We start from the raw sequence: 17,806 nt of genomic DNA, 5'->3' as shown, positions 1-17,806 counted from the left end.
GTGGTAGTTATGAATACAGAAATTAATTTCCTTGAAAAACAACCTAAAAAGACTGCTACTAACCTTATTACTGTTGCCCTGTTAATAATCTTCCTTGTGCTCTTAACTGCTATTTTTTTCTATCAGAAAGTTACATATCAAACCGATACTGACAATAAACAGTTGGCATTGGCAGAGATAGAGTCTAAGCTTATCAACCAGCAGGATTCAGATAGAGAAGCAATAAATATTTATCAGCTTAAGAAAAATATTGCGGACATGGAGTCGGCTCTTCCAGACAACCTGACCCTTTATAAAAAGGTAACTGGTTTACTGGAGAATCCCGGGCAACTAATTAACTATGATTCCTCAAAAAAGAAACTTGTAGTGATGGCCAAATTTCCAGAACTTGAACAAATAGCTAAGTATATCGGTACAATGGGGGACCAGGTTTACATCAATGATATTCAGTTAACGAGTGTTGTAAGAACCGGTGAATTCTACCATGCGACTCTGACAGTCACGCCTGATACGCAGGCGTTGGGGAAGGAGTTGGCCGAACGTGATTAAGGGATTCACCAGAAAGAATTTGTACATGGTTACAGGTGTCATAATTGCGTTGGTTATTCTATATTTAGGATTATACCTTCTGTTTATAACACCAATGAAAACTGAAGTTAATTCACTTGATAAACAATTAGGATTATATAAAAAGCAGTATGAGCGGCTTTCAACTAAAGTGAATGAAAAAAATGAAGATAAAAATGTGAAAAAGGTCCGCGCAAAAGTACCTGCTGATAAGAAAACCGACGATGTCTTGCTGGAACTACAAAAAATTGCCGGGACAGCTAATGTGACAATCGACTACTTAGAATCTGGGATCAAACTTACTGGACAGCAGCAAAATAAGGAATCAACTTTCCAGGAAGTGACTTATTTGCTGGATGCTTCATCACGTTCGCTTATGAATATCAATCGTTTTATGGAAGGGCTTCGTGCTGCTGATCGGCTAATCCAGATTGAGACGATAAATATCCAGCAGAAAGAGAAAAATGTTGGTCTTACACTCACTTTCAGATTTTTTTATACAGAGTAACTGCTCTTTCTAGTATCAGAAGCGTAGAAAGTTCTTATTTCACCTGATTCCTCATAAGATATTTTGAGGAGGGATAGACATGCGTCATTACGCAATTTTACGTTTACTTTTAGCTGGATTTTTTCTCTATACAGCCTGGCCAATGATTCCAGGGGCTGCAACACAGGCTGAATTGATTTTCTGGGGTGTATGGTTGGTGTTCCTTTTGCTTGTAGTCGGAGCAAATTTTGCAACACTTTTGCGTATGACCCCACCTCCAGTTATGGAACAGGATAGGACAGGGGTCCGAAAAAGGGCATAGATATTGAGGTTTTGCTGTATCAACTGTATAATAGTCTGTACATAATAAGACTAGTACAGTTGAAAGTCGGTGAACGGTATGGCAACGAAACACGAGCAGATTCTGCAGCACATAATATCATTGGAGATTGGTCATAAAATCTCTGTCAGGCAAATTGCCAAAACGCTCAATGTAAGTGAGGGAACGGCGTACCGTGCAATAAAGGATGCTGAAAACCAAGGGTTGGTCAGCACGATTGAACGAGTTGGGACTATCCGTATTGAGCGGAAGAAAAAAGAAAACTTTGAACGGCTGACATACGCTGAAGTAATTAATATTGTCGATGGACAAGTCCTTGGAGGACGGGAAGGACTTCATAAGACACTGAACAAGTTTGTTATCGGCGCTATGCAGCTTGATGCGATGATGCGTTATACAGAAGCAGCGTCGCTTCTTATCGTGGGCAACCGTGTAAAAGCCCATGAGCTAGCACTAAACGAGGGTGCGGCTGTCCTGATAACAGGTGGCTTTGATACTTCCGAGGAGATTAAACAGCTGGCAGATGAAAAACAGTTGCCAATCATGTCGACCAGCTATGATACCTTTACGGTTGCAGCAATGATTAACAGAGCAATTTACGATCAACTGATCAAAAAGGAAATAGTCTCTGTCGGCGATATCTTTACACCATATGATAAATCCTTTTATCTTTATGCTAAAGATCCCCTGCACCGCTGGTATGAGCTAAGTGAGCAATCATCCCACACCCGTTATCCTGTGATGGACGAAAAAGAGCGGGTAACAGGAATGATTACGTCTAAAGATGTCCTTGGTAAAGACCGGGACATCCTAGTAGAAAAAGTTATGACACGAAACCCAATTGTCGTACAGGGGCGAACCTCACTTGCCTATGTTGCCCACATGATGGTTTGGGAAGGGATAGAAGTAGTGCCGGTAGTAGATCCTTCCCAGCAGCTGCTTGGGGTTGTTTCCCGTCAGGATGTCCTGAAGGCACTTCAGCAAATTCAGCGGCAGCCACAAATTGGTGAAACAATTGATGATATTGTCTCACGTAACATTCAGGCGCTAGAAGAAGATTCAACCGTATTTCTTGCACAGGTCACACCACAGATGACCAATCAGCTAGGTACACTGTCCAATGGGGTATTTACAGCACTTATGACTGAAGCAAGCAGCAGGCTGTTGAGACACTATAAAAAAGGTGACCTCGTTGTCGAGAATCTGACTGTGTATTTTATAAAACCTGTCCAGATAGATAGTAAGTTAACAATTAAACCAAAGGTGCTTGAAAGCGGCCGGATGTATGCCAAGATTGATATAGAAGTTTACTTTGATAAAAAGATGGTCGGAAAAGGGCTGCTGATGGCCCAGCTGATAGATAGGTGATAACTAAAAAGCTTAAGCGAACGTAAAAACAGTCCCGGCTCGTAGCAAATAAATCAGCGTTGCCGCGCAAACAAAAAAAGCTGACTAATCAGTTAGTCAGCTTCACCTATCAGGTATTAAGGCGTCTCCACTCGCTTCTGTAGTGTTTGACCTCTTTAAATCCCCGGTTTAAATTTAATCCCCCAATAATCAAAAAGACAATACCAATAAACAGGGAAAATCTTGTCTCATAGAATATGTATTGGTTTATACCAAAAAAGAAAATCAGACTTCCAAGACATATGCGCGATTTTGCGTTAAAATATGCTTGTGTCAGTGGGTCTTTATTCTTAAGAATCGCAACTTTATAGTATACATAGAGTACAAGGGAGATTGCGATAATAATTGGAAAAATAATCATTTAATCTACTCCTAAGTTTTTTATCTCTTACTATTGTAGCTTGTTTTTATATGATAGAAAAGAGAAAATATCTGGGAAGCAGTGTTTGCTAAAATACATTAAATACTAACTTATGAAGGTCGTTCACATGAATTTTCTTGCTTTTTATCCCTCCCGGCTACGTGATTGGTGAGCGTGAAAATGAATTTTCTTCGTTGGATGACTACGGTGTTTTTTTCCGCACCGTCGATTATTCAATTATTTTAATAGATCTCAGAGAGCACAACTCTAATGCTGCAGCAAAAAGTTTTATAAAAAACCTTCAAGAAAATTAATCAGACAGGAGCAAAAAAATGAGTATGGAAAAAGTAATTCGTGCAATAAAAAATTACAACACAATAATTATTCACCGTCATGTCCGGCCTGACCCGGATGCGTATGGTTCACAGGCAGGGCTAAGAGAGCTGATTAAGGAGTCTTTCCCCGATAAACAAGTCTTTCTGGTGGGAGAACCGGACCCCTCACTGGAATTTCTGGCTTCAATGGATCAAGTTGACGACAGTGTATATGAAAATGCCCTCGTAATCGTATGTGATACAGCTAATGCTGCCAGAATATGTGACCAACGTTACAACTTGGGAGCGGAACTAATCAAAATTGATCACCATCCAAACCTAGACCATTATGGAGATGTAATGTGGGTGGATACGGACGCTAGTTCAACAAGTGAAATGATTTTTGATCTTTACCAGTACGGGAAAGAACATGGCTTCGAGCTCAATGATGAAGCTGCTCGTCTGCTTTATGCAGGTATAGTTGGAGATACCGGTAGATTTCTGTTTCCAAGCACCAGCAAGAAAACATTTCAGCATGCCGCTGAACTGGTGACATATAACTTTGATAGGACAAGTCTGTATGACGGGATTTATAGTATAAAAGACAATATTGCAAGACTTCGAGGTTTCATTTTACAAAATTTCACTTTAATGCCATCCGGAAGATGCACCGTTAAACTCACACAGGATATACTGAAAAAGTTTCATGTGAGCCCGGCAGAAAGCGGCCAGTTAATTGGTGTATTAGGGGATATTGAAGGAATTAAGGCATGGGCTTTCTATATTGAGGAGCCAGACCAGATTCGAGTACGACTTCGTTCTAAGGGGCCGGTAATCAATGGGATTGCTGCACGATATAATGGCGGAGGTCATCCGATGGCGGCAGGTGCTTCAGTTGAAAATTGGGAAGACACCGATCGTGTGACCCTTGATTTGGAGGAAGCCTGTACACAATTTACTCCATAAAAAAACAAGCGTGCTGTTATCAGTACGCTTGTCACAAAATCCTAGCTGCTTTTCTTATCAGGCATTGGGGTAATCCAGCACCCGATATTTGTATAATCATAATGTACATGTAAATTATCCCGGTTAATGGAACGTTTCATTAAGCGGATTAGCTCGCCGGATTCTGCGTAAACGGTACGCCCTGCCTTCAACTGTGCAATCTTTTCATCACGTATGCGTCTTTGATTCATCACCAACATAGCAAAACAACTCCCTTCATCTAAGTTAGTATATGAAAGTATTGGTTAATTTGATATCGTCGTTTATATAATTGTATATAAAATTCTCCATAATTACCACTGATAAGAGTGATGTTTCATGGAATGTTCACAATATAAAGGGAATTTTTTTCCTGTGGAGCATATTCACAACACAGGGTCCTGTTAGTTTGAAATTTCGGCTTCAACCTCTATCTTTACTGTCCTGGAGATTGTAAGAGTCTCAACGCTGAAGTTATAGGTGAAATCGTCTAGCTGGAAATCCTTATTTTGAATGGTTGACTTTAAAAGCCGGTCGTTTTCAGCCAAGGTACTAATATCTTCTCCAATTATGTGATCTATCTCTTCTTTAATGAGTCCCACCAGATCCAGCACAGTCAGTCGGTTAAGTCGGAGTTCTTCTCTGTTTAATATTTCAATCTCAATTTCCTCGACAGTAACAGGTTCATTTGACTGCTTATTCTCATTATCTTTCGTGAGGGTTTCGTTCTTTTTTTTAAGTTCCGTAATCTGCGAATCCAATTCTTTATTTTCGGCAAGCAGCCCCTCCACGATGTTCCCATGCATGTAAACAAAAATAAAATAGGAAAGGATGGCTCCAATGAACGTTCCAACCAAAAAACGCTGCCACGATGGCTTTCTATGATATGGAGGTATATGCATTATCCAATTTCCTCCTGAATCAGCCACCCGATCAGCACCAGAGCGGCCTTTACTCCGCCCATTGCAGATAAAATGAGCAAAATCTGTTTGAATAGGTCGAAAGTCGAACCATCCAGAATACCTTTTTGGAAGTTTGCAATGGCATCAAAGGTCCCTCCAATTGCAGCTACTATTGCCCAAATCTGCAGGTTTCTGGCTATCTGTTTAATTGCAGTGAAGGGAGCGTCCCCGGTCGCAAAGGAACCCATACTCCCGATGATTGCCCCGCCGATAATAACTCCGAACGCTATAAAAAAACAATGAATGAATTGAGCTATAAATCGTTCTTCCATCACAAGCGCCCCTTATTTTAGTCCTGCTTTAACTATATGAAAAAAATGGACAGGATATGTTAGGGTGCAACACTGAGGAGAACTTAAATATTGTGCAGCAGATATCTATGTCAGCTATAATAATACTAGGAAGAAGGAGGTGGGATAACGTGTCTTTTACACACTTGCAGGTACGAAGCGGATACAGTCTTATGAACAGCACGGTAACGATTGACAGACTGATCAGTAAAGCAAGCGAGCTGAATTTCGATGCCCTTGCGCTTACTGACGAAAATGTCCTGTACGGCACAATCCCATTTTACAAGAAGTGTATACAAAACGGCATGAAGCCGATTATAGGTATGGCAGTAACTGTGGAAGCAGGGGATGATGACCATGAAGCATGCATTTTGCTGGCTAAGAATAACAGCGGATATAAAAATCTGGTCCGCATTAGCACGGAAATTCAACTTTCAGCAGTAAACACTTTTGGCCGTGAAGATCTTGCCAATTTGAGCAATGATTTGATTTGTATTCTGCCTGCAATCGGAAGCAAGATTGAATCATTTTTGATGACAGATCAACACGACGCTGTTATGAACTACCTAACAGAATACTTAGGGATGTTTTCCCGTGAGGATTTTTTCCTTGGTGTCCAGGATCACGGTCTCCAAACCGAACAGCGTATTCGTGAGTCATTGAAGGCTTTTAGGGATAAATTTCATTTACCGGTGGCAGCAGTTAATGATGTAAGATACATAGATAATAAAGATGACATAGCATTTGATTGTCTGCGTGCTATGAAACTTGACCGAGAATGGAAGCTAAGGGAAGCGGAGCCGGAATTAAAGAATCGTCATTTACGCTCAATGGAAGAAGTTGAGGCCTTATTTGCTGACTGGCCAGAGGTTGTGGGAAATACAGAGGATATAAAAAACAGATGCAATGTTACCTTTGATTTTGATAAAAGAATGCTTCCATCATATCCGGTACCCAACCAGTATGATGCTCATTCCTACCTTGAAAAACTGTGTTGGGAGAAACTCGACCAAAAATATCTACATATAACTGAAGAAATATCCAACCGCTTATCGTATGAACTGAATATTATTCAATCCATGCAGTTCAGCGATTATTTCCTGATCGTATGGGACTTTATTGCCTACGCGAAAGAAAATAATATATTGGTTGGCCCAGGGCGCGGGTCTGCAGCAGGTTCACTGGTGGCCTATGTACTCGATATTACCGAGGTGGACCCAATCAGTTATGATCTGCTGTTTGAGCGCTTTCTAAATCCCGAGCGAATTACAATGCCGGATATCGATATTGATTTTTCTGATCATCGGCGTGACGAAGTAATCGACTATGTCCGTGAAAAGTATGGAAGTGAACATGTAGCACAAATTATTACGTTTGGAACGTTTGCTGCCCGGTCATTGCTTCGCGAATTGATAAAAACAATGGGAATAAGTCAGCAGGATGCCTATTTTATTTTGAAGGGAATACCAGTACAGGCGCGAAAGCCGATAGGTGAATATGTAAAAGAATCACCTGATATGGAGGAATATATTAAGCAATCGCCTCAGTTGAAAGCCCTGTTTATGGTCGCGGCAAAACTGGAGGGGTTACCACGGCATATTTCAACGCACGCGGCTGGTGTCGTTATAAGCGATAAGCCATTAATAGAAGATGTCCCTCTGACAGAGGGGACGAATGACACACTGCTTACCCAGTTTCCGATGAACGACCTGGAAGCAATTGGCCTGCTGAAAATGGATTTTCTGGGGCTGCGGAATCTTACATTAATTGAGCGGATAATCCGGACAATCAGTTATACCGATAAGAAGGATATTGAGCTTGCAGAAATCCCGGACGAGGACCCTCACACATATACCTTGTTACAAAAGGGGCAGACAAACGGAGTGTTCCAGCTTGAGTCTCAGGGTATGAAGCAGGTGCTGACACGACTGCATCCTTCCTCATTTGAAGATATTGTGGCGGTGAATGCATTGTTTCGTCCAGGTCCTATGGAGAATATCCCGGTGTATATTAATCGGAAGCATGGGAAAGAGAATGTAGTCTACCCGCATCCGGATTTGGAACCTATTCTGAAGAAGACCTACGGCGTTCTTATTTACCAGGAGCAGATTATGCAGATTGCCCATAAGATTGCTGGGTTCAGTCTTGGACAGGCTGATATTTTACGCCGAGCAGTCAGTAAGAAACAGCTGGAGGTCATGGATGAACAGAAGGATGCTTTTATCCGGGGGTGCTTAAATAACGGGTATTCTGAGCAGGTAGCAGAAGAGATTTTTAATTGGATTGTTAAGTTCTCCAACTATGGATTTAACCGAAGTCATGCAGTTGCATACAGTAAAATTGCTTATCAGCTTGCATACTTGAAAGCACATTATCCCGCAAGTTTTTTTGCCGAACTGTTAAGTTCTGTTGCTAACCAGCAGGATAAGGTGAATGCTTATATGAAAGAAATGCGTAACTTGGGACTACCACTGGTACCTCCATCCATTAATAAAAGCTTTGGGAAATTCACCGTTGAAAAAGATACGGTCCGAATGGGCTTACTATCGATTAAGGGAGTCGGGAGCCAGGCGGTAAAGGAAATTGTTCGGGCAAGAAAGGACGGACCGTTTAAAAGTCTGTTTGATTTTTGTCTTCGTGTTTCGCCAAAGCTAGTTAACCGTTCCACCCTCGAAACGCTTATAATGGCCGGCACTTTTGATAGCCTCTATGAAAACCGCGCCAGTTTGCTTGCTTCGATTGATCAGGCAATTGAACAGGGAGAACTGTTTAAAGAATTTAATGATCAGCCAAGTCTGTTTCAGGATATGTTAGATTTGGATGCTGCGTACGTAGAAATTGAGGATTTCTCCGTGGCTAAAAAACTCCAAGATGAGAAAGAACTGCTCGGTATTTATGTATCCAGCCATCCACTCAAACAATATCGAACAGCTCTTGCGACAAATGGTTACCAGGAGATTGGTAAAGCCCAGAATATGACCGGTAAAACAGTAAAGGGAGCGGCTATTCTGCAGGCAATCAAGACAATTCGCACCAAACGCGGGGACCCAATGGCGTTTATTACAGTCGGTGATGAGACAGACGATATGGAGGGGGTTATTTTTCCTGAGCTTTATCGGGATGTACATCGGTGGTTAAATGAGGGTTCTGTTATAACATTTAAGGGTAAGATAGAAACACGGAATAACCGGAACCAGTGTCTGATGGCAGAGATGAAGGAATTTGTTGAAGATGAATGGGAAATTGACTCGAATAAGCGGTTATTTATACGACTTACCGACGAAAATAGTGAAAAAGCTTTAACCAAAATTAGAGAAATAGTGTACAAGCATCCCGGTCAAACAGCAATTGTCGTTCATCATGCTAAAACCCGCTCGACATATCAACTTTCCCAAGAATACCTCACAGACCCTAATGCAGAATGTCTGGAGCTTCTTGGAAATCAATTCGGGGAAAATAATGTTGTATTGAAGCCTGAAAAAGGGTAGAGGAAAGCGTGTAAGCGACTTTCCTTTCTTCTTTACACTATGTTACCATCTGTTATAATTGAGTAGTTAAGTGGTCTGACCACTGGTATAATATACGTTAATTCCTATTTTAAGGAGTGATCCACGTGTCTAACTTAAGAGATGAAGCATTACACTTGCACAAACTAAATAAAGGGAAAATATCTACAGAATCTAAGATACCAGTCCGAAATGCACGGGATTTAAGTCTTGCATACTCACCTGGTGTGGCGGAACCCTGCAAGGAAATCTATGATCGTAAAGAAACCGTTTATGACTATACAATGAAAGGCAATATGGTTGCTGTAGTTAGTGATGGTTCGGCTGTTCTCGGCCTTGGAAATATCGGTGCGGAAGCTGCTTTGCCGGTAATGGAAGGTAAATCAGTTCTTTTCAAAAGTTTCGCCGGAGTAGATTCGTTTCCAATTTGTCTCAATACCCATGACGTGGAGGAAATTGTACAGACCGTTAAGCTTATGGAGCCCACGTTTGGCGGAGTAAATCTTGAGGATATTGCAGCGCCTAACTGCTTTATTATCGAGGAAAGACTTAAAAAGGAAACAAATATTCCAATCTTCCACGATGACCAGCATGGTACGGCAATCGTAACTGTAGCCGGCTTAATTAATGCTTTAAAGGTGGTTGGAAAATCCTTCTCCGAAATTAAAGTGGTTGCAAATGGTGCCGGAGCTGCCGGTATTGCAATTATAAAGCTACTTCACAGTTTCGGTGTTCGGGACATGATTATGTGTGATTCCAAAGGTGCCATTTTTGAAGGCCGGCCATATGGCATGAATGAAGTTAAAGATGAAGTTGCTAAAATGACCAATAAGGAAAATAAGGAAGGTTCACTGGAAGAGATTCTCGAGGATGCAGATGTGTTCATCGGAGTTTCTGTTGGTGGGTTGCTGTCCAAAGAAATGGTTCAGAAGATGAGCAAGGATCCTATTATCTTTGCAATGGCTAACCCGGATCCTGAAATAATGCCAGATGATGCTAAGGAAGCTGGCGCTAAGGTAATTGGAACTGGACGGTCAGATTTTCCTAACCAGGTTAACAATGTTCTTGCATTTCCAGGAATTTTCCGTGGTGCCTTGGATGTACGAGCAACTCGGATCAATGAGAAAATGAAAGTTGCAGCTGCTGAGGCAATTGCATCACTGATCAGTGAAGATGAACTGAATTCCGACTATGTAATCCCTGCACCATTTGATCCAAGGGTCGCTCCACTGGTTGCTTCAAGTGTCGCTCGAACAGCGATGGAATCGGGCGTCGCAAGAATTCAGGTTGATCCCGAGAGTGTCGCAGAGAAAACACGGGCACTAACACGTATTGATGAGGAATGATCATCTGTATAAGGGAGTGAGTCCTGGTTGTGTCCATTTCATCTAAACAGAAAGTATACCAGGGTGTTTTACAGGAAATTCGTAAATATATCTACAGTAATGATTTATCGCCCGGCGATAAACTCCCGTCCGAACGCGAACTTGCCGAGAAATTGGCTGCAGGCAGATCATCGGTACGTGAAGCATTAAGGGCAATTGAACTTCTCGGTCTGATTGAAACCAGACATGGAGAAGGAACGTACTTAAGTGTATATAGGCCTTATCAGACTGTAGAGTTGCTGGCCTCATTTATTCTTCAGGATAATGGGACCAGAACAGATTTGCTGGCCACAAAAAGAATTATGGAAAAAGAAGCTGCTAAGATTGTCTGTAAACGGGTCTCAGGAAAGGATATTGAACGATTGAGTTCGATAATCTGTAATGGGAAAGGCGAACAGTATGAAAAGCATCTGACATTTTTCAATTATATTTTTAAACAAGCAGATAATCTGTTACTTACGAAAGTCTGGCAGCTCATGGAAGAGTTTTCGTTCACATTTTCTAAACAGTCATACGATGAAACATTTTATACGGAACTAATTAAATTTTATAAAGAGCAAAGATGTGAACAGATTGAAGGATTATTCAGTCAACAATCGATAAATAATTAATTATTTCATCGACTTCGTTTGACAACTTTTTTAACTGCAATTCGTTATAGTAAGAGAAACGACTTGAAGGTTTTCCTTCCTGCTTGTTGTCTGGGTTTGAGAAAAAAGGAGGAATCACCTTGCTTAAAGATTTTTTCGGCAAGAAAAAAAAATATGCGACCTTACCAGCGGAACAGGGTAAGCACGATGTTCCCGAAGGTCTGATGAAAAAGTGCAGTAATTGCCAGAAAATATACTACCGAAAAGAAATGACGAAACAGGATAATGTCTGTCCAAATTGTGACTATCATCATCCTCTGACTGCATGGGAACGAATTGACAGCCTGTTTGATGAAGGGTCTTTTGAAGAGTGGGACAAGCAGCTTACTACAACTAACCCCCTTGATTTTCCTGGCTATGAGGAAAAAATAGCCAAGGATCGGGAGAAAACCGGACTTAATGAAGGAGTTGTGACGGGCAAGGGAACGATAGATGGTCATCCTGTTGCTTTTGGTGTAATGGATTCAAGCTTTCGGATGGGAAGTATGGGATCTGTTATGGGAGAGAAGATTGCCCGAGCAGTTGAAAATGCCAGGGAACAATCATTGCCATTTATTATCTTCACTGCATCTGGAGGGGCCAGAATGCAGGAGGGTGTTTTGAGTCTGATGCAGATGGCCAAGACTTCTGTAGCAATAAAAAGGTTTTCAGAGGCCGGGGGATTGATGATATCCGTGATGACACATCCTACAACTGGAGGTGTCTCGGCAAGTTTTGCATCGATCGGAGACTACAATTTTGCGGAGCCTCAAGCACTAATTGGATTTGCAGGCCGCCGGATCATTGAACAGACGATCCGAGAAAAGCTTCCGGAGGACTTTCAGACTGCGGAATTTTTGCTGAAGCATGGTCAGCTGGATAAAGTGATTCATCGGCATGAATTGAAAAACATCCTGACTAAATTGCTGGCTGTACATCAGAAAGGCGGTGGTGTCTCATGAAACAGGTTATGGATTTCGAAAAACCGGTTGTCAACCTGAAGGAGAAGATTGCCGAGCTTAAGACTTTTACGGAGAACAGTGAAATAGACTTAACCGAAGAAATAAATACGCTTGAGAAACGTCTTGAAGTTTTGGAAAATGATATATATGGAAACCTGCGCCCGTGGGATCGCGTCCAGATGGCCAGACACCAGGCAAGACCTACAACATTGGACTATATTGAGCAAATTTTTACGGACTTTATAGAGTTTCATGGTGATCGATCGTATGGGGATGATGCTGCTATAGTTGCTGGAGTCGCATTTTATAAAGAGACCCCTGTAACGGTTATTGGACATCAGCGCGGAAAAGATACAAAAGACAACATTCATCGTAACTTCGGGATGCCGCATCCGGAAGGTTACCGGAAAGCCTTGCGTCATATGAAACAAGCTGAGAAGTTTAACCGTCCGATTGTTTGTTTTATTGATACAAAGGGAGCTTACCCTGGAAAGGCTGCGGAAGAACGCGGTCAGAGTGAGGCCATTGCCCGTAACTTAATGGAAATGGCTGGACTGACTGTTCCGATTGTATGTATTGTAATCGGTGAGGGTGGAAGTGGCGGAGCCCTTGGACTTGGTGTGGGTGATCATATACATATGCTTGAGAACTCCACGTATTCCGTTATTTCACCTGAAGGAGCAGCATCCATCCTGTGGAAAGATTCCGGACTTGCTCAAAAAGCTGCAGAATCAATGAAAATAACATCCTACGATTTGAAAGAACTTGGTGTGATTGACCGCATAATTCCGGAGCCAAAAGGTGGAGCGCACCGTGATGTGGAAGCTCAGGCAATTAGCATCAATGAGGTGCTGGAAAACTCCTTGAAGGAGTTGCAAGGACTCCAGCCAGATGAATTACTGGAAAAAAGATGGGAAAAGTATAAAAAAATTGGTGATTATACAGAGATATAATACGTCAAAATATACATCGGTTTCATAGTTATGAGGTTGACTAATGTCAACCTCATGCTGGTTTTTAAAGGGAAAATAATTGATATTTTTCCGTAATACAATTATTCTTTGAGATGAACATATGAGTAGGACATGAGGTGAAGCAATGAATAAAATTGGTGTTTTGACAAGCGGTGGCGATGCCCCGGGAATGAATGCCGCTATCCGCGCAGTTGTAAGAAAAGCTATCTTTCACGGTCTGGAAGTTTATGCCGTGAATAATGGATATCAGGGACTTATCGATGGAAATATAACAAAAATGGACATTGGTTCTGTTGGAGATATAATACAACGCGGAGGAACAATTCTGCGCTCAGCCCGCTGTGAAGACTTTAAAACTGAAGCGGGCCAGAAGAAAGGCATCGAACAATTGGAAAATCATGGGATTGAAGGGCTGATTGTGATCGGCGGTGACGGGAGTTTCCGTGGTGCCCAAAAACTCACTGAAAAAGGTTACCCATGTATAGGAGTTCCAGGAACAATTGATAATGATATCCCGGGAACTGATTTCACCATTGGATTTGATACAGCACTTAATACCATAATCGAAGCAATAGATAAAATACGGGATACTGCAACTTCTCACGAACGGACATATGTTATTGAAGTAATGGGCCGGGACGCTGGAGACCTAGCACTGTGGGCAGGTCTTGCAGATGGAGCGGAAAGCATCCTGATTCCCGAAAAGGCGGATGACTTCCAAGATGTCATTAACCGTCTCAAACGAGGCCATGACCGTGGTAAAAAACATAGTATCATCATCCTTGCAGAAGGTGTGGGGAGCGGTGTGGAATACGGTCAGCGAATCCAGGAAGCAACCAGCCTTGAGACCAGAGTGACAGTACTTGGACATATCCAACGTGGAGGATCTCCAACGGCATCTGACCGCGTCCTGGCGAGCCGTCTTGGGGCAAGAGCAGTGGACCTGTTGTTGAATGGAAAGGCTGGGAGAGTAGTTGGGATTCAAAACAACCAGCTTGTGGACCATGACATTATTGAAATTTTAAAAGAAGGCCACTCTATTAATCATGACATGTATCAATTATCAAAAGAATTATCGATATAAGATCGGAAACGGAGGAAGCGAAATTGCGCAAAACTAAAATCGTATGTACGATTGGACCTGCTTCTGAATCAGTAGATACGCTCGTAAAATTGATTGAATCAGGAATGAATGTTGCACGACTTAACTTTTCACATGGTGACTTTGACGAACATGGTCAACGCATTAAAAATATCAGAGAAGCTGCAGAACGGACAGGAAAGACTATAGCTATTCTGCTGGATACCAAAGGACCGGAAATCCGGACAGGAACTTTTAAAAACGGTGAAGCAGAAATCACCCAGGATGACACTGTGGTTGTGACAATGGATGATATCGAAGGTACTGCTGAAAGATTCTCCATAACGTATAAAGGGTTAATCTACGATGTGCATGAAGGGTCTAAAATCTTGCTTGATGACGGGCTGATTGAACTAGAGGTTTTGGCAATCGATAAAGCGAACAATGAACTGAAAACAAGGGCGCTGAACTCAGGAACTATTAAAAATAAAAAGGGTGTAAATGTTCCAAATGTAAAAGTAAATCTACCAGGTATTACTGAGAAAGATGCAGAGGACATAAAATTCGGAATCGAACAAGGTGTTGACTTTATTGCTGCATCATTTGTCCGACGTCCTTCTGACATATTTGAGATAAAAGAACTGTTGGAAAAACATGATGCCAACCATATAAAAATTGTTCCTAAAATCGAGAACCAGGAAGGTGTGGACAATATTGAGTCCATCCTTGAAATCAGTGATGGCCTGATGGTTGCCAGGGGTGACCTCGGTGTGGAAATTCCTGCAGAAGATGTTCCTTTGGTTCAGAAAGATTTGATTACACGATGCAATACTGCTGGTAAACCAGTTATTACGGCAACACAAATGCTTGATTCCATGCAGCGTAATCCTCGTCCAACCAGAGCAGAAGCATCTGACGTGGCAAATGCTATTTTTGACGGTACTGATGCGATTATGCTTTCTGGAGAGACTGCTGCTGGTAATTATCCTGTTGAATCAGTGCAAACAATGAGTAATATTGCACTAAAAGCGGAAACTGCGCTTGATCATTCTACGATTTTAAGGAATCGTTCTCGTTCAGTCGACATGACGATTACTGATGCAATTAGCCAGTCGGTAACACATACAGCAATGAATCTGTCAGTAAGCTCTATTCTTACACCAACCGAGAGTGGACATACTGCTAGAATGATTGCGAAGTATCGTCCAAAGGCACCAATCGTGGCAGTTACATTTTCTGAAACAGTTAACCGCCAATTGTCACTCGTTTGGGGTGTACAGGCTGTGATGGGTGAAGAAGCACATTCTACTGATGAAATGCTTGATATCGCAGTTGATCGTGGTCTAGAGACAGGACTATTCAGTCGAGGCAGCAGAGTACTGATAACTGCGGGAGTCCCAGTCGGTGAAAGTGGGACAACCAACCTGATGAAGGTCCACGTAATTGGTGATGTTATGGCAAAAGGACAAGGCATTGGCCGGAGAAGTGCTTATGGTAAAGCAGTTCACGCGAAGAATGCTGAGGAAGCAAAAGAAAAGCTCCATGAAGAAGATATTCTAGTCACATACGGAACTGATCGTGACATGATGGAATCTATCGAAAAGGCTGCAGGAATCATTACGGAAGAAGGCGGTCTAACCTCACATGCTGCGGTAGTGGGGCTGAGTCTCGGGATACCGGTAATTGTCGGAGTAAAGAACGTGTTTGATGTAATTGAAGATGGAGAAGATATCACCATTGACAGCTCGAAAGGTGACATATTTAAAGGACATGCACGCGTATTATAAAGAAATGCAGTGAAAGAAGGGGATAACCCTTCTTTTTCTAAATCTGTAAAAAAAGAGGTGAGTTGTATGCGCTGGTTGTTTTTAACACTTCTAGTTTTACCTGCACTTGAAATTGGGGTCTTTATTTGGGCGGGAAGTATTATCGGAGCCTGGTGGGTTGTTGGGATTATTCTTTTAACCGGGATTGCCGGAGTCACCATTGCCAGAAAACAAGGAATGGAAACATGGAGACGCGCCCAGCAATCGATGAATTACGGCCAGGTACCGGCGAATGAAATATTAGATGGTATTTGTATATTTGTAGGTGCAGTATTCCTATTTTCTCCAGGGTTTATAACCGATACAGCTGGTTTCATTCTGGTTCTCCCATTTACCCGCGGACCGTTTAAAGTATGGTTGCAACGGTTTATCCGGAATCGCATAAACAAAGGGAATATTATTTTCTTCAACAAGTGGCAGTAGTTCAGGTTCCTTTGACAAATTTGAGAATCTGGTTGAATACTCCTGCCCGGTAAAATGCATTACAGATAATCAGCAGCAGCGGGCCAAGAAACAACCCAAGAACTCCCCAAATCTGGATGCCAGCAAATAGGGCTACGAGTGCTGCAAGCGGATTAAGCCCTATATTGCTGGAAACGATTTTCGGTTCAAGGAACTGCCGCTGAATTACCACTAACATGTATAAAACAGTTATCGAAATGGTTAGCGGGTAATCCCCTGTTAAAAACAGATAAAGAACCCACGGTATAAAGATGATCCCTGTCCCTATTAAAGGCAAAATATCGACCAGCGCAGCAATTAGTGCAATTGTCATGGCGTGCTTTATCTGCAGTACTGTAAGGCCGACAAATATAATACAAGCGGAGATCGTTATCAGAATCAATTGGGCTTTTATAAACCCGAACATCGCGTTCTGCAGGTGAACCCACACGGAAATCCCGATCTGATGAACAGATGCAGGGGTTATTTTTTTCATTGTATTTACATAGACATTCCAGTCTTTGGTTATTATGACCGTTGCCAGGAGAACAAAAATGCTTGTTGTAAAAGAGCCTGGTAGAAGTGTCAGTGTTTGTGGAATCTGCATCAGCATGTCCCTCAAAAAGTCAGTTCCTGTTTCAGCAGTTTGATTAATCAGCAATTTAAGGTTTTCACTGACAGTTTCCTGCTGCCCAGGGCTCAGTGTATGAAAAAAAGATGTGATTTTTTCATACACTGGCAGAATTTCAGCATCGATAAAATTCTCAACCACTCTTACTATTATCTTGAAGTGGGCGGGCAGGTTTTCTGCCAAGTATGTAGTTCCTTGTATCAATTCGGCAACTAGAAAGATAATAAAGCTGACCACGGCTGTTAATAAAATTAAGATGATGACAATCGTTGCAAGAAGGCGTGGCATCTTTAGTTTTTCTTCCAGAAAAGTGACTGACGGGTTTAAAAACAGGGAGAGCAAGACTGCAATAAGAAATGGATAGATTGATGGGACTGTAAAATACATAATTAAGTAAATGAATATGACGGAAAATAATACCACCAGCAGACGCAGCAGCTGGTCAATTCTATGCTTGTACAACTTATTTCCCCCCAATATCCACGTATTTATTTCTGCTACTATCTTACATATGACAAGGAAACGAAAAATAGACGTAGAACAGGCTATCTGTGGGGTTTTGAATTTTGAGGTTCTGCCGTGATTTATCAAATTTGTATAAAAATATTGGCGGATTTAATCGGTTTCAATTCACAATAAGCAAAGAATACTTTATAATT

Annotated in this window: 18 protein-coding genes; 13 read left to right on the top strand and 5 right to left on the bottom strand. The window is 41.8% G+C overall.

The features are described 5' to 3' along the window. The first annotated feature begins 9 nt into the window (after nt 1–9). The 4 genes from ACFO3D_RS00475 (at nt 10) to ACFO3D_RS00460 (ending at nt 2,762) form a co-directional block, all read left to right on the top strand. Complete coding sequence (locus ACFO3D_RS00475) at nt 10–549, top strand: hypothetical protein (RefSeq protein WP_390292606.1); 540 nt, start codon at nt 10–12, stop codon at nt 547–549. Next, a complete protein-coding gene (locus ACFO3D_RS00470; protein ID WP_390292605.1) occupies nt 542–1,075 on the top strand; it encodes a hypothetical protein in 534 nt (177 codons plus the stop codon). Before ACFO3D_RS00475 ends, ACFO3D_RS00470 begins: the two co-directional genes overlap by 8 nt. 79 nt (nt 1,076–1,154) lie before the next feature. Further along, nucleotides 1,155–1,376: a hypothetical protein gene (locus ACFO3D_RS00465; RefSeq protein WP_390292604.1), complete on the top strand. Its 222-nt coding sequence runs from the start codon at nt 1,155–1,157 to the stop codon at nt 1,374–1,376. 78 nt (nt 1,377–1,454) lie between these two features. Beyond that, nucleotides 1,455–2,762 carry a DRTGG domain-containing protein gene (locus tag ACFO3D_RS00460; RefSeq protein WP_390292603.1) on the top strand — a complete coding sequence of 436 codons (1,308 nt, stop codon included), beginning with the start codon at nt 1,455–1,457 and terminating at the stop codon, nt 2,760–2,762. 109 nt (nt 2,763–2,871) lie between these two features. On the opposite strand, the gene ACFO3D_RS00455 is transcribed toward ACFO3D_RS00460, so the two are convergent. Continuing rightward, nucleotides 2,872–3,162, bottom strand: coding sequence for a YtpI family protein (locus ACFO3D_RS00455; RefSeq protein ID WP_390292602.1), 291 nt, complete (start codon nt 3,160–3,162; stop codon nt 2,872–2,874). Between the two features lie 332 nt (nt 3,163–3,494). Between ACFO3D_RS00455 and ACFO3D_RS00450 the strand changes: the two genes are divergently transcribed. Continuing rightward, nucleotides 3,495–4,442: a DHH family phosphoesterase gene (locus tag ACFO3D_RS00450; protein ID WP_390292601.1), complete on the top strand. Its 948-nt coding sequence runs from the start codon at nt 3,495–3,497 to the stop codon at nt 4,440–4,442. A gap of 41 nt (nt 4,443–4,483) precedes the next feature. Here the strand turns inward: ACFO3D_RS00450 and ACFO3D_RS00445 are convergent, their stop codons facing one another. The 3 genes from ACFO3D_RS00445 to ytrH all read right to left on the bottom strand — a co-directional run bounded on the left by ACFO3D_RS00445 (nt 4,484) and on the right by ytrH (nt 5,694). Then, on the bottom strand, nt 4,484–4,681 hold the full coding sequence (locus ACFO3D_RS00445; RefSeq protein ID WP_390292600.1) for a YtzJ family protein: 198 nt from the start codon (nt 4,679–4,681) through the stop codon (nt 4,484–4,486). Between the two features lie 183 nt (nt 4,682–4,864). Beyond that, nucleotides 4,865–5,362: a sporulation membrane protein YtrI gene (ytrI, locus tag ACFO3D_RS00440; RefSeq protein WP_390292599.1), complete on the bottom strand. Its 498-nt coding sequence runs from the start codon at nt 5,360–5,362 to the stop codon at nt 4,865–4,867. Continuing rightward, entirely contained in the window at nt 5,362–5,694 is a 333-nt protein-coding gene (ytrH, locus tag ACFO3D_RS00435) for a sporulation membrane protein YtrH (RefSeq protein WP_390292598.1), read from the bottom strand. Before ytrH ends, ytrI begins: the two co-directional genes overlap by 1 nt. 149 nt (nt 5,695–5,843) lie before the next feature. Between ytrH and dnaE the strand changes: the two genes are divergently transcribed. The 8 genes from dnaE to ACFO3D_RS00395 all read left to right on the top strand — a co-directional run bounded on the left by dnaE (nt 5,844) and on the right by ACFO3D_RS00395 (nt 16,498). Beyond that, nucleotides 5,844–9,200: a DNA polymerase III subunit alpha gene (gene dnaE, locus ACFO3D_RS00430; RefSeq protein WP_390292597.1), complete on the top strand. Its 3,357-nt coding sequence runs from the start codon at nt 5,844–5,846 to the stop codon at nt 9,198–9,200. Between the two features lie 125 nt (nt 9,201–9,325). Next, complete coding sequence (gene ystJ / locus ACFO3D_RS00425) at nt 9,326–10,564, top strand: NADP-dependent malic enzyme (RefSeq protein ID WP_390292596.1); 1,239 nt, start codon at nt 9,326–9,328, stop codon at nt 10,562–10,564. Nucleotides 10,565–10,593: 29 nt separating this feature from the next. After that, complete coding sequence (locus ACFO3D_RS00420) at nt 10,594–11,214, top strand: FadR/GntR family transcriptional regulator (RefSeq protein WP_390292595.1); 621 nt, start codon at nt 10,594–10,596, stop codon at nt 11,212–11,214. A 119-nt stretch (nt 11,215–11,333) separates the two neighbouring features. After that, nucleotides 11,334–12,194 carry an acetyl-CoA carboxylase, carboxyltransferase subunit beta gene (gene accD, locus ACFO3D_RS00415; protein WP_390292594.1) on the top strand — a complete coding sequence of 287 codons (861 nt, stop codon included), beginning with the start codon at nt 11,334–11,336 and terminating at the stop codon, nt 12,192–12,194. After that, nucleotides 12,191–13,147, top strand: coding sequence for an acetyl-CoA carboxylase carboxyl transferase subunit alpha (accA, locus tag ACFO3D_RS00410; RefSeq protein ID WP_390292593.1), 957 nt, complete (start codon nt 12,191–12,193; stop codon nt 13,145–13,147). Before accD ends, accA begins: the two co-directional genes overlap by 4 nt. A 145-nt stretch (nt 13,148–13,292) precedes the next feature. Further along, nucleotides 13,293–14,252, top strand: a complete 960-nt coding sequence (gene pfkA / locus ACFO3D_RS00405; RefSeq protein WP_390292592.1) for a 6-phosphofructokinase — start codon at nt 13,293–13,295, stop codon at nt 14,250–14,252. Nucleotides 14,253–14,275: 23 nt separating this feature from the next. Beyond that, nucleotides 14,276–16,036, top strand: a complete 1,761-nt coding sequence (gene pyk / locus ACFO3D_RS00400; protein ID WP_390292591.1) for a pyruvate kinase — start codon at nt 14,276–14,278, stop codon at nt 16,034–16,036. Nucleotides 16,037–16,102: 66 nt separating this feature from the next. Then, nucleotides 16,103–16,498: an FxsA family protein gene (locus ACFO3D_RS00395; RefSeq protein ID WP_390292590.1), complete on the top strand. Its 396-nt coding sequence runs from the start codon at nt 16,103–16,105 to the stop codon at nt 16,496–16,498. A gap of 1 nt (nt 16,499) precedes the next feature. Here ACFO3D_RS00395 and ytvI read toward each other — a convergent pair whose 3' ends face one another. Continuing rightward, a complete protein-coding gene (ytvI, locus tag ACFO3D_RS00390; protein ID WP_390292589.1) occupies nt 16,500–17,609 on the bottom strand; it encodes a sporulation integral membrane protein YtvI in 1,110 nt (369 codons plus the stop codon). Nucleotides 17,610–17,806: the final 197 nt, after the last annotated feature.

Origin of the sequence: Virgibacillus kekensis, from assembly GCF_042654125.1 — a bacterium.
GTDB classification, from domain to species: domain Bacteria; phylum Bacillota; class Bacilli; order Bacillales; family Amphibacillaceae; genus Lentibacillus; species Lentibacillus kekensis.
The sequence above is the reverse complement of the archived record's forward strand: the minus strand, read 5'-3'. Positions and strand labels throughout refer to the sequence as shown.

Coding starts and splice junctions, on each gene's coding strand:
- ACFO3D_RS00465 (WP_390292604.1), top strand. CDS start 1,155: ATGCGTCATTACGCAATTTTACGTTTACTTTTAGCTGGATTTTTTCTC.
- ytrH (WP_390292598.1), bottom strand. CDS start 5,694: ATGGAAGAACGATTTATAGCTCAATTCATTCATTGTTTTTTTATAGCG.
- ytrI (WP_390292599.1), bottom strand. CDS start 5,362: ATGCATATACCTCCATATCATAGAAAGCCATCGTGGCAGCGTTTTTTG.
- pfkA (WP_390292592.1), top strand. CDS start 13,293: ATGAATAAAATTGGTGTTTTGACAAGCGGTGGCGATGCCCCGGGAATG.
- ACFO3D_RS00455 (WP_390292602.1), bottom strand. CDS start 3,162: ATGATTATTTTTCCAATTATTATCGCAATCTCCCTTGTACTCTATGTA.
- ACFO3D_RS00460 (WP_390292603.1), top strand. CDS start 1,455: ATGGCAACGAAACACGAGCAGATTCTGCAGCACATAATATCATTGGAG.
- ACFO3D_RS00395 (WP_390292590.1), top strand. CDS start 16,103: ATGCGCTGGTTGTTTTTAACACTTCTAGTTTTACCTGCACTTGAAATT.
- ACFO3D_RS00445 (WP_390292600.1), bottom strand. CDS start 4,681: ATGTTGGTGATGAATCAAAGACGCATACGTGATGAAAAGATTGCACAG.
- ACFO3D_RS00475 (WP_390292606.1), top strand. CDS start 10: ATGAATACAGAAATTAATTTCCTTGAAAAACAACCTAAAAAGACTGCT.
- accA (WP_390292593.1), top strand. CDS start 12,191: ATGAAACAGGTTATGGATTTCGAAAAACCGGTTGTCAACCTGAAGGAG.
- ACFO3D_RS00450 (WP_390292601.1), top strand. CDS start 3,495: ATGAGTATGGAAAAAGTAATTCGTGCAATAAAAAATTACAACACAATA.